Annotated in this window: 1 protein-coding gene; it reads right to left on the bottom strand. The window is 67.1% G+C overall.

From position 1 onward, the window contains the following. Positions 1 to 7 precede the first annotated feature (7 nt). Positions 8 to 1,207, bottom strand: a complete 1,200-nt coding sequence (locus tag ACIBK0_RS51930) for an IS30 family transposase (RefSeq protein ID WP_399097557.1) — start codon at positions 1,205 to 1,207, stop codon at positions 8 to 10. Positions 1,208 to 1,496: the final 289 nt, after the last annotated feature.

The raw sequence follows: 1,496 nt of genomic DNA, 5'->3' as shown, positions 1-1,496 counted from the left end.
GGCGAGTTCAACCAGTCGTTGCAACACCGGGCTGTTGCAGCGAGCGTAGCTGTTCTTCGAAGACCTCGGCCGGCGTGCGCCAACCCAGGACTTTGCGGGGCCGGTTGTTGATCGCCATGGCGACGGCTTCGAGGTCCGTGAACGACCAGCGGGAGAGATCGGTGCCCTTCGGGAAGTACTGGCGTAGCAGCCCGTTCGTGTTCTCGTTCGTCGGTCGTTGCCAGGGCGAGTGCGGATCGGCGAAGAACACCTTCGTCCCGGTATCGAGAGCGAACTGAGCGTGACCGGAGAGTTCCTTCCCACGGTCCCAGGTGAGGGTCTTACGTAGCTGCTCAGGCAATTGCGTCATCGACGTGGTGAGCGCCGCGTTCATCGCGATCGCGCCATAGCCCCCGAGCGAGGGGCCATTCTTCACGGGCGGATTCTTGCCCCAGCCCTCCAGACGGGGCAGGTGCACCAGGAGCGTGGAGCGGCTGCTGCGCTCGACAAGCGTGCCGATCGCGGAGCGGCCCGTCCCGATGATCAAATCGCCTTCCCAGTGCCCGGGGACCGCGCGGTCCGTGGCCTCGGCGGGGCGTTCGCTGAGGATGACGTCCGCGGTGACATGCCCCTGCGGCTTGTTCTGCGACCGTGCACGGGGAGCCCGCAGCGCCCGGCCGGTGCGCAGGCACGTGACCAGTTCCCGCTTGAGCGCGCCACGGCCTTCGATGAACAGCGCCTGGTAGATCGCTTCGTGGCTGATGCGCATGGACTCATCATCGGGGAAGTCGACACGGAGTCGGTGCGAGATCTGCTCCGGACTCCATGCCGTCGCCCAACGTCTGTCCTGACGGTGTGGCTTGTTCAGCCCTTTCCATGGGGGCGTTTTGGGCCCGGTGACGGTCATGTTGTCGGGGCGACGGATGCTGCCGACGAGCCGGTCCTCTACGTACTCACGCAACCGGTCGTTGCCCAGAAGTTTCGCGGTCTTCGGGCGCTTGGCCGCCTGCTGAGCCTTCCACTGGGCGACCGTCGCGCGGTATTCCTGCTTGCCGCCGCGCGTGGCGGCGTTGCGGCGCAGTTCGCGAGAGATTGTCCCGGGGTCTCGCCCCAGGGCGCGGGCGATCTCACGCACGCCCTTACTCATCGCCATGAGGATCGCGATCTCCTCGCGCTCTTCGAACGTGAGGTACCGGCCCGAGGGCTCGGCCAACGAGATCGGAGGCATGCCGCCAGCGTGACGAAACCACCTCGCACCCACCGGCCACGACACGCCGACCGCCAACGACGCCTCCACCGTCGTGACCCCCGTGGCGATCAGTCGCCAGAACTGGCGCTGCACGACCCGAGACGGATCAGGCCGCCCCGGCGAACGCATCGCCGGCCGCAACGCACGGTCAGCGCGCCACTGCCGACGCCGCCCCGCCGGGACATCGCTGGTCTTCAAACTCCAGTCCGCCGTAGCCACGTCGCACACCTCCGAGATCAGGGCGTTGCGACGACCAGTTGAATCCACC

Source organism: Streptomyces sp. NPDC050564, from assembly GCF_044457265.1.
Lineage (GTDB): Bacteria > Actinomycetota > Actinomycetes > Streptomycetales > Streptomycetaceae > Streptomyces.
Note: the sequence above shows the minus strand (reverse complement) of the source record. Positions and strands in the feature narration are given on the sequence as shown.

Excerpts from the sequence above, each read along its gene's own strand:
- ACIBK0_RS51930 (WP_399097557.1), bottom strand. The coding sequence starts at position 1,207 with ATGCCTCCGATCTCGTTGGCCGAGCCCTCGGGCCGGTACCTCACGTTC.